The sequence below is a fragment of the Citrobacter sp. FP75 genome, from assembly GCF_018342065.1.
GTDB lineage: Bacteria > Pseudomonadota > Gammaproteobacteria > Enterobacterales > Enterobacteriaceae > Citrobacter.
The window spans coordinates 639567-655496 of record NZ_JAFDOE010000003.1 but is presented as its reverse complement, the minus strand read 5'-3'; the positions used below and the strand labels follow the sequence as shown (position 1 = coordinate 655496).

Below are 15930 nucleotides of genomic sequence, written 5' to 3'. Positions count from 1 at the left end.
ACTTTTCCTTACAGGTGAAAATCACCCTGATACAGTTTGATATCCAGTGTGGTGGTCATTTGCTGATAGCGGATTAACACGCGGGTAAACAGCAGCCCCACCAACATTGCCAGCGAGCGATAGCCCAGCGGCAAGCTACGATAACCAAAACGCAGCGTTTGTGCGCGATGAATGGCGAGCGCTTCGTCTAACAGGATAAAAATAAATCGCCAGGTCAGCAGGATCTGCTCAGTCAGCAGGCGTGGGACATGTGCCCGTTTGAGCAAAATAATTAACTGCGGGAATGGCAGATTAAGCACCAGCCAGAACGTGGACGCCAGCGCCGCCAGGCTTCGCCAGAATGTTTCATTGGCGGTGAGTACGCCCGACTCGGTGACGCCTAACCAGTAACTGCCCACCGGCAGGCTGACCAGCAAAGTATGCGGATCGCGACTCACGCTAAATAAAATAGTCACCACACCGACCAGCAAAAAACCAAAGGGCAACGCCATCCAGCGACACCAGCGCCAGAAAGAGATACGCAGCAGCCAGCAGCTCAGTGCGGCAATAAGTAACAGCTCAATACCCTGCCCCAGCGGGGGCAGGGTAAACGCCAGAATCATCATCACCAACCACAGCAGAAACTTGCGCTGTGGTGAGACATGAAACCAGCGGCTCTGGTAGCTCAGCCTGTCAAGCCCGGTCATCACGGCGTTGTCTGCCCTTGGTGTAACCCAGAATGTAGAAAATCACCGCTGCACCGAGCGATCCCTGAAGCGTGAACAGCAGGCTTTCAATCTCACCGCTGGCTGGTTCATACAACGGCTGGAACCACGGTTCATAATGCGGGGCAATAGCCTGAATCTGGCTTTCCGCTTCGCCGTCTGAACCCCCATATTCTCCACCGTGGTTGATAAAGAACGGCAGGATCACCAGCGCCACAACCATCCCTAACAAAATCAGCGTCTTTTTCATAGTTAATGTCCTTGTGCGGTGATGAGTTGCCGTTTGGTGAGCTGGTCGTAAATCATCACGGTGAGCAAACCTTCCGCGATAGCAATTGGGATCTGCGTCAGGCAGAAAATCCCCATAAATTTAATGATTGAGCCAGTAGCGCCAGCGGACGGATCCGGGAAGGCGACGCCCAACTGCACCGACGTAACAAAATAGGTCACGAGATCCGCCAGCATCGCGCACAAGAAGACGCAGACATCACGACGGAACCCCGCGCGACAGGCCATCTTCCATACCATATAGCCGACAACCGGCCCAATAACCGCCATCGACATACCGTTAGCGCCCAGCGTGGTCAAACCACCATGTGCCAGCAGCAGCGCCTGGAACAGCAAGACGATCGCCCCGAGGATGGCAACAACGCCCGGTCCGAACAGAATAACCGCCAGACCGACCCCGGTCGGATGCGAACAACTCCCGGTAACTGAAGGAATTTTTAGCGCCGACAGCACGAAAATAAACGCGCCGCACAGGGCCAGCAAAACTTTCTGATGGTTATCTTCCTGCACGATTTGACGCAGGCGCACCAGCCCATACCACAGGCAAGGTAAAAACAGCAGCCACCAGGCCAGCGCCCACATCGGCGGTAGAAAACCCTCCATAATGTGCATGGCGAACGCCTGCTCAGGCACAATCATCAGTAATAGCGCCGCAGCCAACCCGCTGAAAGACAGCTGTTTTAGCTGATTTTCAAGCTTCATCTTTCATACTCCCACTGTTTATTGACCAGAATGGTCGAGAAATACGGCAGCGGCTGATCGTCACTCACTTCACTGAGATGGCGCCAGCACTGCTCACCTGGTAGCGTGGCTTCGGACATCATTAACGCACAGTCCAGAATCCCCTCTTCTTGCAGCAGCGCCTTAATGCGCGCAAAACGGCCGTACACTTTCATCAATACCAGGCTGTCATGCTGCTTTAACGCCTGCTGGATCTCCGCCTCCGGTGCAGTACACGAAACCACCGCCAGCGACTGCTGTTCCATGGCGAGCGGCGTTTTTGAGCGGGCAGCAATGGCGGCAAATGAGGTCACGCCGGGGACGATTTCTAACCAGTCAGGACAGCCGATGCGCTGGAGTAAAAAGACCCAGGTACTGAACAGCATGGCGTCACCGAGGGTGATAAAACCCACCTGTTTACCGGCCTCCACTTCCGCAACCAGCGCTGCGGCAACCTCATCCCAGACGGCCTCTTTTTCGGCGCTGTCGGCACTCATGGGGAAGTGACAGCAGCGGACTTCGGTCTGCTCGCCGATATACTCCCGCACAATCGACAGCGCCAGGCTATCGCCGCCTTTACGTCCGGCGGGCGCATAGAGAATATCCAGCATGCCCAGCGTGCGCGCCGCGCGCACGGTTATCAAATCGGAAGCGCCTGGCCCGGTGCTCAATGCGTACAGTTTGCCGCTCATGCTGCTTCCTCCAGCGCCACGCTCAGCGCCTGCTGTAAATGTGCCACGAACATGGCGCGTACCGCCGGGTTCTCACCCAGACCACTCAGCCACGGTGTGGCCGGAATACCCGCGGCGTTAAATAATGTTTTCCACGAGTCGTCTTCATCAGAGGCCATGTCGTTAATGGCATGATCGCCGGCAACCAGCATTAACGGCATAAGATGCACCGCCGTTATTCCTTCGCGGCCTAAACTCTCGATGAGAATATCCACTTCCGGGTAGCTCTCTACCGCCCCTACCCGTGCCGGGAAACCCTGCGCCGTCATCATGTGATCGAGACAGGCATAGGCGGCAAAAGCGTGATGACTTGCCCCGTGGCCCATAAACACCACTTTTTCACGCTCGCCAAGCGACGGCATCTGCTGCTGCAGCGCCAGCATCAGTTGTGTGTAATCTTCAACGCTGCTCAGCAGCGGCACACCCAACGTCAGGCGCGCAAACAGTGGGCGCATGCTTTGTACTTCGCGGACAATTTTTTCGTACTCGTCACCGTTAATGATGTGCAGCGACTGAATGGCCACATCTTGATACCCCTGCTCCGCCAGCTTTTGCAGGGCCTGCAGCGGCGTATCGATATCGATGCCGTCACGCTGTTTGAGCTTGCGGATGATCATCCCGGAGGTAAACGCCCGAAACAGGTCACGGTCAGGGCAGCTGGCCGCGAGATCGCGTTCGCAGGCCACGATATTTTTCTCACAGGTGTCGTGATAGCTGGTGCCAAAGCTGACCACCAGAAGCGCCTTTTTCATCTCTAACTCCTTAAGCTTCGGCCAGCCAGCGCGTTAAACGCGCCGCAAATGCAGCCTGACTTTCCAGTAATTCTTCTCCCGTCACCAACGGTGCCGGACGTGTAATCACGATGCACGGGATACCGGCATCCAGACAGGGTTGTACTTTTTCCTGATAACCACCTTCTGCGCCTGAGGCTTTGGTTACCACCACATCAGCCTGGCACTGACGGTAAAAGGCAGCGTTAAACTCAGCGCTAAACGGCCCGCACAGGGCAAAGATCTCACCGACGCCAAATCCTAAATCTGCGCATTGCTGGATAACGTCAGGCACCGGCAGTACACGGGCAAGCAGCGTTTTTTCCGGCAGCCCCGCGCGCCAGGTTGCCAAATCTTTGCTGCCGGTCGTCAACAACACGCGCTCGCCGAAATCGCGCGCCACGTCGCAGGCTTGCTGAATACTCTGTACGGTGTACAGATGCGGGTGCGTCAGGTCACTCAGTTGCTCAGGGCGCTGATAGCGGCTCAGCAGCACGCCCGCCGCTTCACAGGCACTCATGATGTTACGGCTCACAACTTCGGCATACGGATGCGAGGCATCAATCACCCAGCGCGTACGGTTTTCCTGCAGCCAGGCAATCATGTGATCCCGCTCCAGACGCCCGCAGCGCACCTGACCTTTGATATCGCCCGCCAGCTGTTTCCCCGTCGGGGTTGCGACCGACAGGGTATAAGCCACGTTTGCTGCATCCAACTGCTGGCACAGCATGCGCGCATCGCTGGTGCCGCCCATGACCAGCACATCACCGTAATTCACAGCACGTAACCGCGTGGCGTGATCATCAGGCCATCCTGAACGTAGGTTGTTTTGTTGCCGACAATCACCAGACTTGTCATATCCACCGGTTCAAAGTCCATTTCGCCGAGCGTAGTCAGCCATTTTTCCTGTTTTTTACGTCCGGCTGACTTCACGATCCCCACTGGGGTTTGTGCGCTCTTGCTGGCAGAAAGCAGCTCAAACGCGCGCGCCAGATGCCCCTCGCGGCCGCGGCTACGCGGGTTGTAGAAACAGATAACAAAATCTGCTTCGCCGGCGGCAATTATGCGTTTTTCAATTACCGGCCACGGCGTTAACAGATCGCTTAAGCTGATATGGCAGAAGTCGTGCATCAGCGGCGCGCCGAGCAAAGAGGCGGCGGCAATACTGGCGGTCATCCCCGGGATCAGCTTGACCTCAACATCCAGCTTCTGCTTGCTGACCAGCTCAAGTACCAACCCGGCCATACCGTAAATTCCGGCGTCGCCGCTGCTGATTAGCGCCACGTTATGACCGGCCTGCGCCAGTTCAATCGCCGCCTGACAGCGTTCGATCTCTTTACACATCCCGGTTTTGATCACCTGCTTGTCACCGGTGAAAGCTTTAACCAGGTGGGTGTACGTCTTGTAACCCACGATAATCTCTGCCGCCTTCAATGCTTCAACGGCTTCCATGGTCATCATTGCCTGCGAGCCAGGGCCAATTCCAATTACAGTTAACATCAGTGTGAAACTCCCAAAGTAATAGTGACGCCCTGTTCACGCAGGGTCTCGCCTAACAGTTTTCCATGACTCAACAGCCAGGCTGCAGGACCGGAGACGCTTCCCGTCCCGACCGTTTTACGAACAAACGATGAGGCAGGAAAACGATGTTCATGCTCACGCAGCGCGTCAGCAGTAAAGGTTTCGAAAGGTACGCGACAGCAGGAAGCCAACTGAATAAGCCCCTGTTCATCTTTTTTCAGCGTGATGCTGCCGATTGCTTTTAACGCCAGCGGATCGAGCCGTTGGGCTTCAAGCTGGCGAGAAAGCAGTTCGGCTAACAGCGGAAACGGCGTATCGCGACGACAGCCAATTCCGGCGACTACCCGTTGTGGCACCAGCTTCCAGTGCGGGAGAGGCAGTTCGGGTAGATCGGTACGTAACGTGATGCAAATCAGCGCATCCAGCTCAGGGAGTTGGTGCAGGTCAGTCACCGTGATAAAACCACGACGGTCACAATGACTAACGTCCTGCGCCAGCTCGTCGTCCCACCACAAGCCAACCCGCTTGTTGCTGACCAGCATCTGATTGACGATTTTTACCACCGAACGGAAATCGGTCATTCGCGCATTCAGCTGAAACGCTAGCGTATCGAGGGCCGCCATATCATTCACATCCGTCGCTGTTGTAATCACCGGATCGGCACCCAACATACCCGCCAGATAACGCGCCAACGTGTTAGCGCCACCCGCGTGGCCAGACAGCAGGCTGATGACATGCTGCGCACGCTCATCAATAACCACCACCGCCGGATCACTAAATTTGTCATTAACCAGCGGGGCCAGTACGCGTACCGCAATACCGGTCGCGCCAATAAAAATCAGCGCCGAATAGTTCGCAAACGCGTCGCGGGCAGCATTGGCAAAGCCGTTTTCGAAGGGAATAAACCCCTCCTCCAGCAGCTTTTCGCTGGTGAAACAGGTCACCGGTAGCATTGCCGCCAGACGCTTAGCCAGCACCACACCGCCGGGCGTCAGGCAGAACAACGCAATAGACTCAGGCTTTACGGTATTCATGGCTAAAGTCCGCCGCATAGAGTTTGGAGTAGTGATACTCCGTGCCCAGGAAGTTGCCGACCAGAATAAGCGCCGTTTTGCGGATCCCCGCGTCGCGCACTTTGTCGCCAATATCCTCAAGGGTGCCACGTACGGTCTGGCTTTCAGGCCAGGTCGCTTTGTAGATGACTGCCACTGGCGTGGTCGCCGGATAACCGCCCTCAATCAAACGCTCAGCGACCCGATGGATACGCTGGACGGAAAGATAAATCGCCATTGATGTCTGGTGGCTGGCAAACGACTCCAGCTGTTCGCGCTCCGGTACCGGTGTACGCCCCTCCAGACGGGTAATGATCAGACTCTGCGACACTTCAGGCACGGTATACTCAACACCGAGTTCCGCCGCCGCGCCAAGGAACGCGCTGACGCCAGGTACTACCTGCCATTCAATCCCGCGCTTGGTCAGCTCTTCGCCCTGCTCACGAACCGAACCGTACAGCGAGACGTCGCCGGTTTGCAGGCGCACAACCGTTTTACCTGCTTTCACGCCGGCTTCCATCAGGTCGAGGATCTGCTCCAGATGCAGTTCGGCGCTGTCGTGACACTCCGCGCCAGGCGGGCAATACTCCAGCAGTTCAGTGTTAATCAGCGATCCGGCATAGATAACCACCTGTGCCTGCTGCAGCAACCGATAACCTTTGAGGGTAATCAGTTCGCGATCGCCAGGACCAGCGCCAACAAACCACACACTACGGGGATCAAATATCTCAGACATGGTTTCCTTCCTTCTGACAGGCGATAACAAAAACGGGATTATTCGGTTTGAAATAGTGACCACTGCCGAGCGTGGTCAGAGATGAAACCTGCATTTGCAGGCAATCCACACCCTGCAGGCCAAGATGTTCCAGATGCGCCAGCGCGGTATTCAGGTTTTCCTGAAGAATAAACGTCATCACCAGTCGCCCGGCGGGATGCAACTGACGCATCGACCAGTCAATCAGGTCGGTCAGGTGACCGCCGCTGCCGCCCATAAAGATGGCATCGGCTTTTTCCGCGATGGTCATCGGCGCAATACCGGGATAAATATCGATGTTGGCGCAGGCAAAATGCTGGCGATTTTCGTCCAGTAGCCTGAGCGCCGCCGGGTTACGCTCAATCGCTGTAACGCGTAGCGACGGATATTGCAGCGCCGCTTCTATCGATACGCTGCCGGTCCCTGCACCAATATCAATCAGGTGAGTGGCGCGGTGTAGTTCAAGTTTTGAGAGGGCAAGTGCGCGTACCGCTTCTTTGGTCATCGGCACCTTCTCTCCACGCAGAAAAAGCTCATCTTTCATCGAGGATCACCACTGCATTCATGTCATAGTCGGTATTAACTTCACTGAGCGGCAGGCAGCGGATGCGTTCGTTTTCCATTGCCAGGTTTTCGCCAATCACCATCCAGCGATGTCCCTTACCCCGGGCAATAAGCTGCTGCGCGATTTCACGCGGGCCGCACTGGGCGTCCGTGACCATCGCCACCTTGTTATGTCGTGCCAGTTCATCGAAACAGACGCTACGACCGTGGCTGCTGGTGAGCCACATATCGTTCATATCAATACCGGACTGTGCGCACAGATATTGCACCGCGCTGATGCCGGGAATAATGCGCACATGCTCAATGCCAAAATGCGCCACCATCCGGGTACCAATGCCGTAGAACAGCGGATCGCCAGATGCCAGTACCACTACATTTCTCTCCTGATGCTCGCTAATCCACGCTAATAGCTCCGGAATATTGGCGCCGAGGGCAAACCGTTCGCCGGAAAAATCCGGGAACTGCTGCAGATGCCGTTTGCCGCCAACCAACACATCCGCCGTGGCAACCGCGTCGCGCGCTGCGGGGGTCATCAAATGCAGCCCCGCCGGTCCCATCCCTACAACGGTAAGCATGTCATCTCCTGCGCAATCTCTGTGACTGGACGGTTGCTGCCGAGGATCTGGTTATCAAAAGAGAACATGATGGCGTCGCAGGTCGGTGGGTTTTTCGTGAACCGCAAGGTCTGCAGGACGCGCATGCAAATACGTTTGGCCAGATGGTCATAAATATGCTGAAAACCGTAGGCATCGATGTGTTCCATGGCCGCTTCGGTGGTATCACAGTCGCTGACCAGCGTCAGTAATTCCAACGGCGCACCGAGTAGCGCCAGATGGGCCACCAGGGTTTCCATACGCGCATCGGCAATATGGCTGTGGGTATGGAAAATGCCTGCGGCAATTTTGATGAGCTTGCCCGGATGCCCGACGAGAACGATTTGTTTGAATCCAAGACGTACCGCCTCTTCAATCATATAACCGACAAAGTTGCTCATAGTGACCACAACCTGCGTGTCGATCCCCATCTGTTCGCGGACGAAACGTTCACCGTGGTTACCCGGCACCAGCACCACGCGATCCAGTCCCGCCGCGCGTTTGATTTCCAGCTCCAGCGACAGTGAGCGCTTCCAGCTCTCTTCCGACATTGGCGTCACAATGCCGGTGGTGCCAATAATGGAAATGCCGCCCAGAATACCCAGTCGCGAGTTATAGGTTTTCTGCGCCCGCTCTTCACCTTCTGGCGCAAAAATTTCAATCTGTGCCCCACGATTCGGGCCGATCGCTTCGCGAACCGCTGACTCAATAGTCTGACGCGGTGTGCGATTAATCGCCGAACTGCCCACCGGCAGACCAATTCCTTTACGGGTGACCGTGCCGACGCCTTCTCCGCCCTGCAACGCAATTTCCCCGCTGTCGTCTAACGTTACGCGAGCAAAAATCAGCATCCCGTGGGTGGCATCCACGTCATCGCCACCGTCTTTGCGAATGGCGGCAATCGCCTGCTGTCCTTCAATGTGCGGCGACTCAACGTTCAGGCACAGCGTGACCCCGGACGGCGTGACAATGGAAACCTGATGGATCAAATGCTGACGCAATACCATCAGCGCAGCCACTTTGGCGGCTGCCGTCGCACACGATCCAGTGGTGTACCCTTTACGCAGCGCTTTACCGTTGTGCCATACCGGTGCGTCAAAGGGTTGGTCGCTCATCGCGCCCCCTGCATGTGATAGAGCATGGCGTTGACGATAGCAGCCGCGACGTTGCTTCCCCCTTTGCGGCCCAACGCGGCAATGGCAGGTAGATTGCTCTGCGTCAGCGCATCTTTAGATTCCTCAGCACCGACAAACCCGACTGGTACGCCTACCACGCCGCTCACGGCAACATCATGTTCCAGCAGCCGGAAAAGCGCCGTCGGCGCATTGCCAAAGACAAACAGTTTTTCGCCCTCTTCTTGCACCGCAATGTCGACGGCCGCCATCGAACGGGTGATTCCCTGTTCTTTTGCCGCACGTACGACGCGCGGGTCGCTGATATAGCAGCGGCATTCACCGCCAAATTTTGCCAGCAACGTTTTATTGATCCCGGAAAGGGCCATCGTGGTATCGGTGTAAATCACGCTGGAGCGACTTAGTGCGGCACAGAACTGCTCCAGCACATCACTGGAAAACCACAAAATGTCCAGCCAGTCGAAGTCCGCGGTGGTGTGGATAACCCGCTTGATGATGGCCTCATGCAGTGGACTGGCAAACTCGTAGTCCGAGCGGGTTTCACGAATAATCTCGCCAATAATGTCGAAACTTTTGGCTTCAATCGCCTGGGGTTGCTGAATGTATTGCATCGTTTTGTCCTCAGGCGACACCGACCAACAGCCACCGCAGCGCGATAAATAGCGCCAGGGCCAGGGTCGATGCTACCCACATCAATCGTATCGTTTGGGAAATGTCGTCTACTGAAATGTCTCGTTGTGCATCACCAATCCACGGTTTCTCAACGCGCTCGCCAAAGTAGTCGTTAGGACCACCCAGCCGAATTCCTAATGCCCCGGCGACAGAGGCCTCCGACCACGCGCAATTTGGGCTGCTGTGGTTGTAGCGATCGCGCCAGCCAATCTGTAAAGCGCGGGAGCCGTCTTTACGGCACAAAAATGCCGCCACGCCCAGCAGCAGCCAACTCAGCCGGGCTGGAATAAAGTTCGCAACATCGTCCAGACGCGCGCTGACCATACCGATAGCGCGGTACTTTTCATGTTTGTAACCCACCATGGAATCCAGCGTATTCACTGCCTTATAAGCCATCGCCAGAGGAGCACCGCCAAGGAACAGGAAGAACAGCGGAGCAATAATGCCGTCAACGGTGTTTTCAGCGACGGTTTCCACCACGGCGCGATTGATCTGTTTTGGCTGTAATTGGGAAGTATCACGTCCCACAATCCAGGAGAGTTTTTCCCGACTTTGCGCGAGATTATTAGTGCGCAGCGGACGTTCGACATCCAGAGCGGCGTTCGCCAGGCAGCGCCCGGCCAGCACGGTGAAGATCATCCACACCTCGACGCCCCAACCAAGCCAGGGATGAATGGATTGCGCCAGCGCCAGTACGCCCCAGGAAACGGCCCAGGTCAGACCAACCACCACGACCCACATCACCGCGCCACCGATACGCAGCGCGCGGTCGCTATGGCAGTAACGCCGCACCACTCGCTGCACGGCGGTAATAAGATTGCCGATCCAGCGTACCGGATGCGGCCAGCTCTGCGGATCGCCAATAATGAAATCAAGCAGCCAGGCAACACACCACGCGAGCAGAGTCATAGCACGCTCCTTGCCGCAGCCAGCCAGTGATTGAGCATTTCAGGGCGCTGAGCAAAATGAACGTGCAGATAGCTGGCAAACGTATTACCAACCTGCCAGCCGCCGGACCATGCCTGTAACGTTTTGCCATCGCGAACTTTGCGACAATTCATCACAGCCTGGGTTTGAGGGGTAAAATCGGAGTAGTGAAATTCATGCCCACGCAGCACCTCTCCGGGCGCTGCCAGTAAGGTTTGTTGTTCGGCCTGCGCTTCGCAGTAGCCGAATCGGGTCAGACGTTTGCCCATTTTGCTGTGGCCTGGAATGATATCTGCCATCGACCAGGTATCGCCGTTGCTATCCTCCAGCGAACTACCGAGGTACATCAGACCACCACACTCTGCATAAATAGCCACGCCGCGCTGATGCGCCGCACGCAACTGTTCAAGCATCGAAACATTGCGGGCCAGCGTTGCAGCGTGTAACTCAGGATATCCGCCACCTAACCAGATCATCTGGCAGTCGGGCAAGCAGGTGTCGTGCAACGGGCTAAAACGGACAACGTTAAGCCCCGTACGCTCCAGTAGCGTTATGTTATCCGGGTAGTAGAAGTTGAACGCTTCGTCATCGGCAATGGCAAGCGTTAGCCCTGCACCGGCATCAGCAGCAGGAAGCGCAGGCCATTCACCCATGGGGAAGGTGTCTAACCGGCTTAATGCCAGCAGCGCGTCGATATCCAGCGTTTGCTCGAGCGTTGCGGCAAATTCATGCCACGGTAGTTGGTTAACTATTGATTCACGTGCGGTGACTAGTCCCAGATGACGTTCGGGCAGTGCCACGCCATCGACACGAGGAACATAGCCCAATACCGGTACCGAACAGTAACGTTCAATCGCGACCTTGAGTAGCTGGTAATGCGTTTCGCTGTTTACCCGGTTAACAATTACACCGGCAATATTCAGCGAGGGATCAAAGTGCTGGAACCCCATCACCGTTGCCGCAATTGACGTTGAGACCGCTTTACCGTCCACCAGCAAAATAACCGGACAACCCAGCTGTTTCGCCATCGCGGCAGAGCTGCAGTAGTTGGGGTCCGTGCCATAACCGTCATACAGCCCCATGACGCCCTCAATGACGGCAATGTCAGCCTGTTGCATCTGCTCACGAAACAAGGCGTTCAGCGTGGGGGCGGGGAGCATGAAGCTATCAAGATTGCGGGAAGCCGTGCCACATACAGCGGTATGCCAGCCGGTATCCAGATAATCTGGACCTACTTTGCAAGGCTGGACGCGCAAACCGCGTTTTTTCAGCAGACTCAACAGGCCCAGCGTCACTGTGGTTTTGCCACAGCCGCTTCCGGTACCTGCCAGAACAAACGCGCGAAAATTAGCCGCCATACCCTGATCCTGTTCAGGGTGGTAGGGGTATAGAGATACCCAGTCTTTCGACTGTATGCATCTGAGCAACCCACTTCCCACCGAAGTTGTTGGTAGTCACTGACAGGCAGGTCTTCTGGCTTAGCGTCATTCTCGCCCGTCCTTCCCAATCTTGCGATCAGTGGTCTATACGGGGTCGTCAGCATCACAGCAGCGGGGGCTGCGGGGGATTCTCACCCCCTTCCCTACCACAAACGTGGCAGACCTGTCAGCTCAGGAGCCTATTCTATTAAGCTCCTGGCATGAGATGAATTATCACACCTCATGACAAAAATTCATTTTTAATATCTTCTTGCGTTCATTCAGCCAATGTTATTGGCATCATTAAGTTTATTCTTATGTTTACATTCCGAATGAAAGCTTTAACTAATAATAAAGAAAGGCATTCACACAGACACTGTATCTCATCACAAAAATAAAAACTGGTGCAGTTTATCCTTCCAACACTATTACTTTGTTGCGCTATGACAATTTATTGCCTGCTATCCTTATTTTTCATTTTATAATGACGGACATACAGAACGATATCAAAAATCGGCAATAGCAAATTATTGCTATTTAGGCTGACTCTTCAGACGAAACAACATTAATTTGTTGGCGAAAAGCCTGCGGTGTCACCTGATACGTCTGACGGAAAACTTTGCAAAAATAACTGGTTTGTGAAAAGCCTAAATTTCGCGCAATGCTGGCGATACTCCAGTCACTGTGACAAAGCAACTCTTTTGCACTCGCCATTCGCTGTTGGTTTACCCAGGCATTAAAACCAATCCCCTGGTATTTTTTGAACAGCTTACTGAAATAGTAGGGGCTGAGATAAACATGCGAAGCTACATCCTCAAGGCGAAGCTCATCCGATAAATGCGCATCGATGTAGCGTAGCGCTTTTTTCATTTTACTGTCATGAGGGGTCGGACTACGAGCTGGGTGCGCCGACTCCGACTGCGGTGGATTATCTTTAATAACAACAAAATTCAATTGTTTTTTAAGGCAATTTTCCACAATAAGCTTCAGTAAATCTGCAGAGGCGATGACCCGAGAATAGTCCATCTCTGGAACATTGCGAAACTCATTGACCAGTTCAGGATCGGCTTGCCAGCGGTCGTCGACATTCAAAATATCAACCAGACCCACATCATTGCTTAAGCGCACCTGGCCGCATAAAACAAACCCAACCAAATGCCCGGCAATCACTAAAGGGATAGAGAAATCGGTAAGGCCGGCATGACAGCGATAAATACATGGTTGGTCAGATTTTGATGCCTCAAGTCCCCCACAGCGATCGCTCATACGGCATCGCGTACTGTGCTGCGGGTGTTGGCGCATCAACTGGCAAAAAGGGGTAAAATTAAAGAGTTCAGAAATTTCATCACCGTGAATATTGACCACCACAACGGCCAGACTGGTGGCCTGCGCAAAATCCTGTGCGATTTTATTAATGAGTTCTGAGTTCAGGGCGCTCGCAGAAATCATGATAAAACCTCTCAGTTAATTTATTGTTATAAACAAAACATATTATTCACATTCACTTTTCATCTCGCTATCCGAAGCAATGATAAAAGGCGTAATGGACCATAACAAAAGTCTCCCATTGTGGGGAGACTTTTTAAGTAGTTCAGGAAAGCGGATCACGAAATCAGTTTTTACATCTCAAAAATAAACATTTTCCGTGAAGCTAGCTCTCATTTTCCTCCAGCTTACAGGTATTACACGGTAAATTTTTGCCAATAAAATAGCGATAAATTGCTGCTCCGGCGCAAGCACCGATGATGGGGGCAACAATTGGAACGATAAAGTATGGAATATCGCGTCCCCCTGTCATCGCAACATCTCCCCATCCGGCAAACCAGGCAAAAAGCTTAGGACCAAAATCACGCGCCGGATTCATGGCAAATCCCGTGAGCGGGCCTGTAGATGCACCGATGACGGCAACCAGGATGCCAATCAGCAACGGTGCGAGCGGTCCTTTAGGAACCCCATTGCCATCATCCGTCAGCGCCATAATCATGCCCATCAGAATGGACGTGATCACCACCTCCACCAGCGCCGCTTGCCAGACGCTAAGCGCGGCCGCCGGATAGGTACTAAAAATACTGGCAAGCTGCAGGCTCTCCAGGCTACCGCGTACCATATGGTTTGCCGTCTCATACTCAATAAATAAACTGCCATACAGCAAATAGGCCAGCAACGCGCCGCCAAAGGCACCCGCCACTTGCGCTACCGTATAGGGTAAAACTTTGCGCCCAGGAAAACAGGCAAACAGCCACAGCGCGATGGTAATGGCAGGATTGAGGTGTGCTCCAGAAATTCCGGCAGTCAGGTAGACTGCCAGCGAAATCCCGAGTCCCCAAATAATGCATATCTCCCATAATCCCAAACTCGCACCGGCCACCTTAAGGGCGCTCAGGCATCCGATGCCAAAAAACAGAAATAGCCCGGTACCTAAAAACTCGGCAATACATTGCGCTTTTAGTGAATCGTTCATTGTGACACCTTCTAAGCAGAGTTCGTGTCTGTACCAGCGGACTCCCTGCTGGCAGTAGAATACTTCAAGGCTTACTATAAAAAGCGCCGTCGGCAAATTGTTGGCAACCTGAGCACTACAACCTTTTTAAAATCGTGTAGTGATAGCAAATTCTTGCTATCAATCTTATTAAAAACACCAACAAAAACGAGCCTTGACCCTATTAAAAGCGCATCATAAAAATAATAAAATATTGCCAATAGCAGTTTTCCGTTTTCAAACGAACATCACAAATTCATTTTTTCGCATAGCAAATCATATTTATCTTGTCACTAGCAAAAATGTAAATTTGGTATTGATAAAGCCAAATATTCACATCATATAAATTTAAAAAAACCTTTAAAAAACAAAATTATATATAATTTCCTGGCAATTTTATATCACGACTCACTCACTATTTTTTCACTCTCAGTTTCAAGTCAGCCATTCTTTTTCCTCGCTTCTTTTTATAGTCATGAAAATCGGAACAACCCAGGCGAGGTCTTTATGCAACAAGAAGCGTTAGGAATGGTAGAAACCAAAGGCTTGACTGCAGCCATAGAGGCCGCAGATGCAATGGTGAAGTCAGCCAATGTGATGCTGGTCGGCTACGAAAAAATTGGTTCAGGACTGGTCACCGTAATAGTGCGCGGTGATGTTGGCGCGGTAAAAGCAGCAACAGATGCAGGTGCCGCAGCCGCACGTAACGTGGGGGAAGTGAAAGCCGTACACGTGATCCCACGCCCTCATACCGATGTCGAAAAAATCTTACCGAAGGGAATTAGCTGATGAGCAGCAATGAACTGGTTGAACAGATCATGGCGCAGGTGATTGCTCGTGTGGCAACGCCGGAACACAAGGCTATCCCTGAAAACAATCATCCAACACGAGAGACGGCTATGGCAGAGAAGAGCTGCAGTTTAACGGAATTTGTCGGCACCGCGATTGGCGACACCGTCGGTCTGGTGATCGCAAACGTCGACAGCGCCTTACTGGACGCGATGAAACTTGAAAAACGCTATCGCTCCATTGGCATCCTTGGCGCCCGTACCGGCGCTGGCCCACATATCATGGCCGCCGATGAAGCGGTAAAAGCCACCAATACCGAAGTGGTCAGTATTGAGCTTCCCCGTGATACCAAAGGCGGCGCGGGCCATGGATCGCTGATTATCCTGGGCGGCAACGATGTTTCCGACGTGAAACGCGGAATTGAAGTCGCACTGAAAGAGCTGGATCGCACATTCGGCGATGTCTACGCCAATGAAGCCGGTCACATCGAAATGCAATACACCGCACGCGCCAGCTATGCGCTGGAAAAAGCTTTTGGCGCACCCATTGGCCGTGCCTGCGGCGTGATCGTCGGCGCACCGGCATCCGTTGGTGTCCTGATGGCCGATACCGCACTGAAATCGGCCAACGTAGAAGTGGTGGCCTATAGCTCCCCGGCCCATGGCACCAGCTTCAGTAACGAAGCCATTCTGGTCATTTCCGGTGATTCCGGCGCCGTACGCCAGGCCGTTATCTCCGCCCGCGAAATCGGTAAAACCGTACTCGGGACTCTCGGCTCAGAGCCGAAAAACGATCGTCCGTCCTATATCTGATAC

At 53.8% G+C, this 15930-nt stretch carries 19 protein-coding genes and 1 riboswitch; of the genes, 2 read left to right on the top strand and 17 right to left on the bottom strand.

Annotated features, from left to right (window positions below; all coding sequences use genetic code 11):
* Positions 1–8: 8 nt before the first annotated feature.
* The 17 genes from JQ822_RS14370 to pduF all read right to left on the bottom strand — a co-directional run bounded on the left by JQ822_RS14370 (position 9) and on the right by pduF (position 14308).
* Positions 9–686 (bottom strand): energy-coupling factor ABC transporter transmembrane protein, encoded by a 678-nt coding sequence (locus JQ822_RS14370; RefSeq protein ID WP_213134088.1) that lies wholly within the window; start codon positions 684–686, stop codon positions 9–11.
* On the bottom strand, positions 673–954 hold the full coding sequence (locus JQ822_RS14365) for an energy-coupling factor ABC transporter substrate-binding protein (protein WP_006683999.1): 282 nt from the start codon (positions 952–954) through the stop codon (positions 673–675). The genes JQ822_RS14370 and JQ822_RS14365 overlap by 14 nt, the downstream gene beginning before the upstream one ends.
* A gap of 2 nt (positions 955–956) precedes the next feature.
* Positions 957–1694 (bottom strand): cobalt ECF transporter S component CbiM, encoded by a 738-nt coding sequence (cbiM, locus tag JQ822_RS14360; protein WP_213134028.1) that lies wholly within the window; start codon positions 1692–1694, stop codon positions 957–959.
* Positions 1691–2404: a cobalt-factor II C(20)-methyltransferase gene (locus JQ822_RS14355; protein WP_213134027.1), complete on the bottom strand. Its 714-nt coding sequence runs from the start codon at positions 2402–2404 to the stop codon at positions 1691–1693. Before JQ822_RS14355 ends, cbiM begins: the two co-directional genes overlap by 4 nt.
* Positions 2401–3195, bottom strand: a complete 795-nt coding sequence (gene cbiK / locus JQ822_RS14350) for a sirohydrochlorin cobaltochelatase (protein WP_213134026.1) — start codon at positions 3193–3195, stop codon at positions 2401–2403. Before cbiK ends, JQ822_RS14355 begins: the two co-directional genes overlap by 4 nt.
* A gap of 10 nt (positions 3196–3205) precedes the next feature.
* Positions 3206–3991 carry a cobalt-precorrin-6A reductase gene (locus JQ822_RS14345; RefSeq protein WP_213134025.1) on the bottom strand — a complete coding sequence of 262 codons (786 nt, stop codon included), beginning with the start codon at positions 3989–3991 and terminating at the stop codon, positions 3206–3208.
* Positions 3988–4713, bottom strand: coding sequence for a precorrin-3B C(17)-methyltransferase (locus JQ822_RS14340; protein ID WP_135321458.1), 726 nt, complete (start codon positions 4711–4713; stop codon positions 3988–3990). Before JQ822_RS14340 ends, JQ822_RS14345 begins: the two co-directional genes overlap by 4 nt.
* Positions 4713–5768 carry a cobalt-precorrin 5A hydrolase gene (cbiG, locus tag JQ822_RS14335; RefSeq protein ID WP_213134024.1) on the bottom strand — a complete coding sequence of 352 codons (1056 nt, stop codon included), beginning with the start codon at positions 5766–5768 and terminating at the stop codon, positions 4713–4715. Before cbiG ends, JQ822_RS14340 begins: the two co-directional genes overlap by 1 nt.
* On the bottom strand, positions 5749–6522 hold the full coding sequence (locus tag JQ822_RS14330; RefSeq protein WP_213134023.1) for a cobalt-precorrin-4 methyltransferase: 774 nt from the start codon (positions 6520–6522) through the stop codon (positions 5749–5751). Before JQ822_RS14330 ends, cbiG begins: the two co-directional genes overlap by 20 nt.
* Entirely contained in the window at positions 6515–7084 is a 570-nt protein-coding gene (locus JQ822_RS14325; protein ID WP_213134022.1) for a decarboxylating cobalt-precorrin-6B (C(15))-methyltransferase, read from the bottom strand. The genes JQ822_RS14330 and JQ822_RS14325 overlap by 8 nt, the downstream gene beginning before the upstream one ends.
* Entirely contained in the window at positions 7074–7679 is a 606-nt protein-coding gene (locus tag JQ822_RS14320; protein ID WP_213134021.1) for a cobalt-precorrin-7 (C(5))-methyltransferase, read from the bottom strand. The genes JQ822_RS14325 and JQ822_RS14320 overlap by 11 nt, the downstream gene beginning before the upstream one ends.
* A complete protein-coding gene (gene cbiD, locus JQ822_RS14315; protein WP_213134020.1) occupies positions 7664–8812 on the bottom strand; it encodes a cobalt-precorrin-5B (C(1))-methyltransferase CbiD in 1149 nt (382 codons plus the stop codon). Before cbiD ends, JQ822_RS14320 begins: the two co-directional genes overlap by 16 nt.
* Positions 8809–9441 carry a cobalt-precorrin-8 methylmutase gene (locus tag JQ822_RS14310; RefSeq protein ID WP_213134019.1) on the bottom strand — a complete coding sequence of 211 codons (633 nt, stop codon included), beginning with the start codon at positions 9439–9441 and terminating at the stop codon, positions 8809–8811. Before JQ822_RS14310 ends, cbiD begins: the two co-directional genes overlap by 4 nt.
* 10 nt (positions 9442–9451) lie before the next feature.
* Complete coding sequence (gene cbiB, locus JQ822_RS14305) at positions 9452–10411, bottom strand: adenosylcobinamide-phosphate synthase CbiB (RefSeq protein ID WP_213134018.1); 960 nt, start codon at positions 10409–10411, stop codon at positions 9452–9454.
* Positions 10408–11787: a cobyrinate a,c-diamide synthase gene (locus JQ822_RS14300; RefSeq protein ID WP_213134017.1), complete on the bottom strand. Its 1380-nt coding sequence runs from the start codon at positions 11785–11787 to the stop codon at positions 10408–10410. The genes cbiB and JQ822_RS14300 overlap by 4 nt, the downstream gene beginning before the upstream one ends.
* Before the next feature lie 88 nt (positions 11788–11875).
* Positions 11876–12050, bottom strand: a riboswitch (cobalamin riboswitch).
* Between the two features lie 334 nt (positions 12051–12384).
* Entirely contained in the window at positions 12385–13296 is a 912-nt protein-coding gene (gene pocR, locus JQ822_RS14295; protein WP_213134016.1) for a transcriptional regulator PocR, read from the bottom strand.
* Between the two features lie 202 nt (positions 13297–13498).
* Complete coding sequence (gene pduF, locus JQ822_RS14290; protein ID WP_213134015.1) at positions 13499–14308, bottom strand: propanediol diffusion facilitator PduF; 810 nt, start codon at positions 14306–14308, stop codon at positions 13499–13501.
* Positions 14309–14833: 525 nt separating this feature from the next.
* Between pduF and pduA the strand changes: the two genes are divergently transcribed.
* Both pduA and pduB read left to right on the top strand, forming a co-directional pair.
* Positions 14834–15115, top strand: a complete 282-nt coding sequence (pduA, locus tag JQ822_RS14285; protein WP_003030255.1) for a propanediol utilization microcompartment protein PduA — start codon at positions 14834–14836, stop codon at positions 15113–15115.
* Entirely contained in the window at positions 15115–15927 is an 813-nt protein-coding gene (gene pduB, locus JQ822_RS14280) for a propanediol utilization microcompartment protein PduB (RefSeq protein WP_196210279.1), read from the top strand. The genes pduA and pduB overlap by 1 nt, the downstream gene beginning before the upstream one ends.
* Positions 15928–15930 lie beyond the last annotated feature (3 nt).

What these genes read in the sequence shown, in the direction of transcription:
- JQ822_RS14340 (WP_135321458.1), bottom strand. Translation starts at nt 4,713, where the DNA reads ATGTTAACTGTAATTGGAATTGGCCCTGGCTCGCAGGCAATGATGACC.
- cbiK (WP_213134026.1), bottom strand. Translation starts at nt 3,195, where the DNA reads ATGAAAAAGGCGCTTCTGGTGGTCAGCTTTGGCACCAGCTATCACGAC.
- pduA (WP_003030255.1), top strand. Translation starts at nt 14,834, where the DNA reads ATGCAACAAGAAGCGTTAGGAATGGTAGAAACCAAAGGCTTGACTGCA.
- cbiD (WP_213134020.1), bottom strand. Translation starts at nt 8,812, where the DNA reads ATGAGCGACCAACCCTTTGACGCACCGGTATGGCACAACGGTAAAGCG.
- JQ822_RS14310 (WP_213134019.1), bottom strand. Translation starts at nt 9,441, where the DNA reads ATGCAATACATTCAGCAACCCCAGGCGATTGAAGCCAAAAGTTTCGAC.
- JQ822_RS14325 (WP_213134022.1), bottom strand. Translation starts at nt 7,084, where the DNA reads ATGAAAGATGAGCTTTTTCTGCGTGGAGAGAAGGTGCCGATGACCAAA.
- JQ822_RS14320 (WP_213134021.1), bottom strand. Translation starts at nt 7,679, where the DNA reads ATGCTTACCGTTGTAGGGATGGGACCGGCGGGGCTGCATTTGATGACC.
- pduB (WP_196210279.1), top strand. Translation starts at nt 15,115, where the DNA reads ATGAGCAGCAATGAACTGGTTGAACAGATCATGGCGCAGGTGATTGCT.
- cbiG (WP_213134024.1), bottom strand. Translation starts at nt 5,768, where the DNA reads ATGAATACCGTAAAGCCTGAGTCTATTGCGTTGTTCTGCCTGACGCCC.
- JQ822_RS14300 (WP_213134017.1), bottom strand. Translation starts at nt 11,787, where the DNA reads ATGGCGGCTAATTTTCGCGCGTTTGTTCTGGCAGGTACCGGAAGCGGC.
- JQ822_RS14365 (WP_006683999.1), bottom strand. Translation starts at nt 954, where the DNA reads ATGAAAAAGACGCTGATTTTGTTAGGGATGGTTGTGGCGCTGGTGATC.
- JQ822_RS14330 (WP_213134023.1), bottom strand. Translation starts at nt 6,522, where the DNA reads ATGTCTGAGATATTTGATCCCCGTAGTGTGTGGTTTGTTGGCGCTGGT.
- pduF (WP_213134015.1), bottom strand. Translation starts at nt 14,308, where the DNA reads ATGAACGATTCACTAAAAGCGCAATGTATTGCCGAGTTTTTAGGTACC.
- pocR (WP_213134016.1), bottom strand. Translation starts at nt 13,296, where the DNA reads ATGATTTCTGCGAGCGCCCTGAACTCAGAACTCATTAATAAAATCGCA.
- cbiM (WP_213134028.1), bottom strand. Translation starts at nt 1,694, where the DNA reads ATGAAGCTTGAAAATCAGCTAAAACAGCTGTCTTTCAGCGGGTTGGCT.
- JQ822_RS14355 (WP_213134027.1), bottom strand. Translation starts at nt 2,404, where the DNA reads ATGAGCGGCAAACTGTACGCATTGAGCACCGGGCCAGGCGCTTCCGAT.
- cbiB (WP_213134018.1), bottom strand. Translation starts at nt 10,411, where the DNA reads ATGACTCTGCTCGCGTGGTGTGTTGCCTGGCTGCTTGATTTCATTATT.
- JQ822_RS14370 (WP_213134088.1), bottom strand. Translation starts at nt 686, where the DNA reads ATGACCGGGCTTGACAGGCTGAGCTACCAGAGCCGCTGGTTTCATGTC.